We start from the raw sequence: 5010 nt of genomic DNA on the forward strand, positions 1-5010 counted from the left end.
CAGGGGCCGACCGGAAACCTTCGCGCACAAACAGCACCAGCAATGCTGAAAAATCTACAAAATCAATCGGAAAGCACTACCCGCGCACAGGTCTCTATTGTAGACGCTGCTTCCCAGCAGGTTGCCGATGGCGATGTCGCGCTCCTGCCGCAGCGTCGAGACGACCGTGGTGACAAGCTCGGGCGAGCATGTTCCGATCGCCACGACCGTGAGTCCTATGAAGGCGTCGGACACACCCATCATCCGCGCGAGTGCGACCGCGCCATCCACCAGAAAATCCGCGCCGACGACCACGATGGCGATCCCGGCCAGCAGGATCAGCACGCTCGGCCAGGGCTTGCGCCTTTCGCCATCGGCGGGCGGAACCGGATACTCCTTCGAGAACTCTGCAATGACAGCCCGGCTCTCGCGGCGCGCCCAGTGGATGACGGCGACGGTGTAGGCCATGCCGGCGGCGACAAGGGCCATGCCTTCCATCCGGGTCAGCACGCCATCCCATGCCATGGCCAGCAGCGCCAGCGCGGCCGCCGTCATCACGGGCAGATCGAAACGCAGCGTGCGCATCTCCAGCGACAGCGGCATCAGCAGCGCGCTCAGCCCGAGAATGAACAGGATGTTGAGGCTGTTGGCGCCGGCTATATTGCCGACGGCGAGCGAGCCGTTGCCCTGTAACGCCGCGTTGATGCCCACGGCGAGTTCGGGCGTGCTGGTTCCGACCGCCACTATGGTCAGGCCGATCAGTATGGGAGGGATGCCGACGAGTGCGGCGAGCCTGGTACCCGCCCGCACGATCAGTTCCGCTCCGGCGACCAGCAGGAAAAGCCCGAACAGGCACCACGCCAGCGCACTCAAGCCCGGCGCCGCCATGCTGCGGTACCGCGGGCCGGGGCAGAGGTGGCGGTTCGGTCATCCATGCTATTCTTTTGCCAGCGCGGCTTCGATGGCCTCGACCGCATGCCCCGTCAGGTCCCTTGCCATCTCACCGACCAGCCTGGAGCGGGTTTCGTCGTGGTAGTGCCGGCGCAACTCGCCCAGCGAGCGGGGATCGGCGGCCACGTAAAGCGCATCGATATGACCCTCCAGCACCAGCCGGTTGAGATAGGTGGCGACAGCAGCGGCGAAATCATCTTCGCGCAGGCGCGCTGTATCGGGATTGGCCGCTACGCTTCGGTGCCGCATGCCCGACCCCTGATTGACAGCGTCGATCTCAGGCACATCCAGCGTAACGAGCTGGATGTGAGGCTCGGGAGCCCGGTTACGGAACAAGCGCAGTTTCTCTCCGTCGACGACGGCAACGGTGGCATCGTGCGGCAAGATCATCGGGGTTCTCCTTCCGGCAGCCAGTCGATGCGTAAAATATGAGCCTGCCGAAAGGCAAAACCTTGATTAGCGTCAAAGGAGAAGCTGGTTGAGGCCCTTGCAGGAAGTTTCTTCTGTTGGTCGATGCAGGCGGTAGTGACGATTTAACTATCTGAGCCAGATAGCGATAGCAGCGGGTTTGACGAAGGCCATGAGGTTTGCAAGCAGCTTGTCGTATCGGGTTGCGACACGGCGGAAGTGCTTGAACTTTCTGAAGAAGCGCTCGATGCGGTTGCGTTCCTTGTGGAGGTCGACATCGTATGTGCGCTGGACCTTTCGGTTGCGCCTGGGCGGGATGACGACCCCGGCGCCGCTTTGGGCGATCCTGTCGGCGAGATGGCCGCCATCGTATCCCTTGTCGGCGAGGGCGCTGTCGGCGTCGATGCCGTCGATCAGGTCATGGGCCAGGGCGATGTCGTTGCACTGGCCGGGCGAGCCGATCAGGCGGACGGGAAGGCCGAGAGCTTCGGCTGCGGCATCAGCGGTTCGATCAGCGCCCACTCCCCGTCAGTCAAATCGCTTGCGTAGCGCCGGCAGCGCAGCTCATAGTGCGGGCGAGTGGTTTCGGTCCAGGCCATCATGATCTCCGTCGAATCTCAGAAATCCGACTGAACCATAACCCGCTGAAATCACTCACTCCTTTTTGGAACGGTCACTAAGGAAACTCGGGGCTATTCAGAGACCGGTCGAAGTCTGGCGATGAAATCGCCTTTACCGCTTCAGTTCCCCACCAGCAGATACAGGAGTTGCACCAAGGAGCGCTAATCGCCGCCGTGCATGAATGGACGCAAAGCGTGGCTCAGACCGTGGCGGACGGGATCGAGCAGTGCCGGAAATCCTTACTTTCACAGACTGCGACATCACCCTGCATGGTACCCTCGCTGCACCAGATCGCGCAGTGCTGCTCTGAGGACCATCAACCCGGCTGCCACGTCCTCCTGTTTTGTGAACTCGTCGGGATGATGAGCAACGCCATCGGCGCTCGGAACGAACAAAAGCGCGCAAGGAATACCACTGTTTTGTAACGCAACCGCATCGTGCCCCGCGACCGAGCGCATGATCAGCGGAATAAAATCGCAGCCGCGCGCAGCACCATCGACGATTTTCATCATCCGGGGATCCATGTTCGCGGGCGCTCTCAGCGTATCTGCGACGAGCTCTATGCGCGTGCCCGTGTTGGCGGCCGCCAGTTCGAATGCCGCGAGCACCGCTCGCCCGGCTGCGTTGAGTTCTTCAACGTCAAGGCCACGCAATTCGAACCACACGGTCGCCCGCTCGACCACAACGTTTGGCGAGTTCGGCTCTATAACGATGCGCGCGGCTGATCGGTGCAGCTGGGGATGTCGTGCCGCGATGAGGGTCTCGAAGGCCGTAATGCCTTGCGCGGCAGCAAGAAGAGCATCCCGGCGGTCGGACATCGGTGTCGGACCGGTATGCGCTGCCCGGCCGATCCATCTGACGGCTATCTTTCGCGCCGCCCACGTCCCCTCGACTATGCCTATCTGGCGACCCGCCTCGATAAGCTTGCGCCCCTGCTCGACGTGAAGTTCTACATAGGCTTCGGGGCGCGGCGGAACGGCACTGCCATCGCCATCGACACCAATTGCTGCCAGAGCCTCCCGCAGGCTAATGGAGGAACCGTCCTGAAGGCCCAGTGCCTCATGGAGAGGGAGGGCCCCGGAGAAAACAGAGCTTCCCGTCAGACTGGGCTGGAACCGCGCACCTTCTTCATTTGTCCAGTTCAGGACAGCCAGGTTCCGGCTTGGCTTGAATTGGCCGGTTCGAATCTCCTCATGGAGATCCAGCGCCGCAGAGCCGGCGGCGAGCACGCCGAGCGTTCCGTCAAAGCGCCCGCCTCGTGGCTGAGTGTCGAGGTGCGAGCCCGCGAAGATCCAGGGCACGTTTTTGCCCGCCCACTCGAAACAGGCAAACTGATTGCCAACCTCGTCGTGCACTATGCGAGCGCCGCCTCCTTCCATCCAGCGGGCGAAGGCATCCCGTGCCGCTCCGTCCTCGGCGCTGGCCGCCAATCGCGTTACGCCCGCTCCCGGCTGGCTTCCGATAGCGGAAATCTGATCGAAGACGGCGGTAAGGTCTCTTCCTGGTTTCGCCATGGCGCTAAGCACAGATGATCTCCAGTTCTTCGGCGCGGACCGCCTCAACAATATTTTCGGGCGGTCGCCTATCTGTTACGAACATATTTGCGCTTCCACGCGGCGCTGTGATGACGCGGCGCACACCACAGTCGATCTCAGGCGCAACCGGGAAACCGAACAGGCTCGGCGCAAGGCCGATGCGCAGCGACTGGATCGGATGTGTATCGGTATGATCGGCCTGATCGTCAGGAAGAGCCTGATGGTCCAGCGGATCGGGTCCCTTCGTAATATTGAACAGCAGCGCGCTGTCCCTGGCCGAAAGAGGCATCGGACCGGCATGCGAGAGCATCCCGGTTGCGCCCCATGGCCAGGCGGGAACGTGTCCGGGCGAGCCTTTCATAGCAGCGACGCCACCGAAGGCAGCCAGGCTATGCACCGATGCCCCTCCTATTACAACGTTCCCGGGCGGGCGAAGCGAGGGTCTTTTTCCATTTCGCTGCGTATCCTCTGAAAATAGTGTCGACGGTCCGACGGCTGAGGAATGATGGCCATTGTCAGACCCGACGGACGGATCGTGCCAACCGCGTAGGAAGTACCCGCCACCCCCCGCAAACCCTGCTGATTGAAGCGATAGTCCATGGCTGTGTACAGTCCGGTTCCGACGAAGAGCGGTATGCCATACCAATTCGAAACGCGGTCGAGGTGGATGTGGCCGGACAAGATTCCCAGGATGTTGCGCCCGACAAGGAGGTCACGCAATCTTTGGCTCGCCAAGGTATCAATCGATTCCCATTGGGTAAACGGCTCGTTTTCGTCGAGATGAGGACTGTGATGAGTGACAATCAGCTTGGGAAGGCTGGTGTGTTCGCCTAGCCGTTTCTCAAGCCATTCGAACTGCTCTGACTCAATGGATCCGCCGACAAAACCAGGTGTGCTTGTGTCGAGGACGATGATATGAATTCCTTCAAGGACGAGGTCGTGCATATAGGGCGCATCGAGATTGTTCGAACGCTCCTTCATCGCTACGTAGAATCCAGGCCTTGTATCGTGATTTCCCAACGCGAACACCAGCGGAATGTCCAGATCCGCTTCGGCAAGAATCTGCTTGAAGTGTGCATAACTTCCGATATCGCCCTTGTGAGTCAGATCTCCACTGATGATGACGAAGCTTGGACGCGGCGTCATTTTCGTGATCTCAGCCAGGACCGTACGCAGGGTCGTCGCGGTGTCAGAGAAAAGCCCCGTATCCGGATCGGAAGGATTGCCGATGTGAATGTCCGTCAGGTGAACGAAGGTAATGTTGTCATGCATGGCGCGTCAGGCCCTATTGGCTGTGGCGGGATTTTGGACAAGATGAGAATGGTCCCGTTCTGCGGAGCTTTCGGATTTGCAGGTGCTTTTGATGCAGGCAGAATAGTGCCCGTCGTCGATGGCACGCAGCGCAGGGACAGCCGAGGCGCGGTGCCGTCTGGGATGTGGTGGACTTTTGAGAGGGTGGCGTAGTCTCCGGGTGTTGAAGCCCACAAAACGGGATTCGGGCGTTGGAGCGCCAGGG

5 protein-coding genes and 2 pseudogenes are annotated in these 5010 nt (G+C 60.9%); all 7 read right to left on the reverse strand.

The window, feature by feature from the left end:
* Positions 1-54: 54 nt before the first annotated feature.
* Positions 55-867: a calcium/sodium antiporter gene (locus DES43_RS21865; protein WP_051520737.1), complete on the reverse strand. Its 813-nt coding sequence runs from the start codon at positions 865-867 to the stop codon at positions 55-57.
* A 48-nt stretch (positions 868-915) separates the two neighbouring features.
* Positions 916-1320, reverse strand: coding sequence for a baeRF12 domain-containing protein (locus DES43_RS21870; protein ID WP_035031096.1), 405 nt, complete (start codon positions 1318-1320; stop codon positions 916-918).
* Between the two features lie 147 nt (positions 1321-1467).
* A pseudogene (locus DES43_RS21875) lies at positions 1468-1836 on the reverse strand (IS5 family transposase); the annotation flags it as partial.
* A pseudogene (locus DES43_RS23125) lies at positions 1824-1937 on the reverse strand (transposase); the annotation flags it as partial. The pseudogenes DES43_RS21875 and DES43_RS23125, both read right to left, overlap by 13 nt.
* Before the next feature lie 282 nt (positions 1938-2219).
* Complete coding sequence (locus DES43_RS21885; RefSeq protein ID WP_035031099.1) at positions 2220-3473, reverse strand: Zn-dependent hydrolase; 1254 nt, start codon at positions 3471-3473, stop codon at positions 2220-2222.
* Between the two features lie 4 nt (positions 3474-3477).
* Complete coding sequence (locus DES43_RS21890; RefSeq protein WP_133676393.1) at positions 3478-3891, reverse strand: amidase; 414 nt, start codon at positions 3889-3891, stop codon at positions 3478-3480.
* 14 nt (positions 3892-3905) lie between these two features.
* A complete protein-coding gene (locus DES43_RS21895; protein ID WP_035031104.1) occupies positions 3906-4766 on the reverse strand; it encodes a metallophosphoesterase in 861 nt (286 codons plus the stop codon).
* Positions 4767-5010 lie beyond the last annotated feature (244 nt).

Origin of the sequence: Aquamicrobium defluvii (assembly GCF_004363725.1) — a bacterium.
Classification (GTDB): domain Bacteria; phylum Pseudomonadota; class Alphaproteobacteria; order Rhizobiales; family Rhizobiaceae; genus Mesorhizobium; species Mesorhizobium defluvii.

Excerpts from the sequence above, each read along its gene's own strand:
- DES43_RS21885 (WP_035031099.1), bottom strand. The coding sequence starts at position 3,473 with ATGGCGAAACCAGGAAGAGACCTTACCGCCGTCTTCGATCAGATTTCC.
- DES43_RS21895 (WP_035031104.1), bottom strand. The coding sequence starts at position 4,766 with ATGCATGACAACATTACCTTCGTTCACCTGACGGACATTCACATCGGC.
- DES43_RS21870 (WP_035031096.1), bottom strand. The coding sequence starts at position 1,320 with ATGATCTTGCCGCACGATGCCACCGTTGCCGTCGTCGACGGAGAGAAA.
- DES43_RS21865 (WP_051520737.1), bottom strand. The coding sequence starts at position 867 with ATGGCGGCGCCGGGCTTGAGTGCGCTGGCGTGGTGCCTGTTCGGGCTT.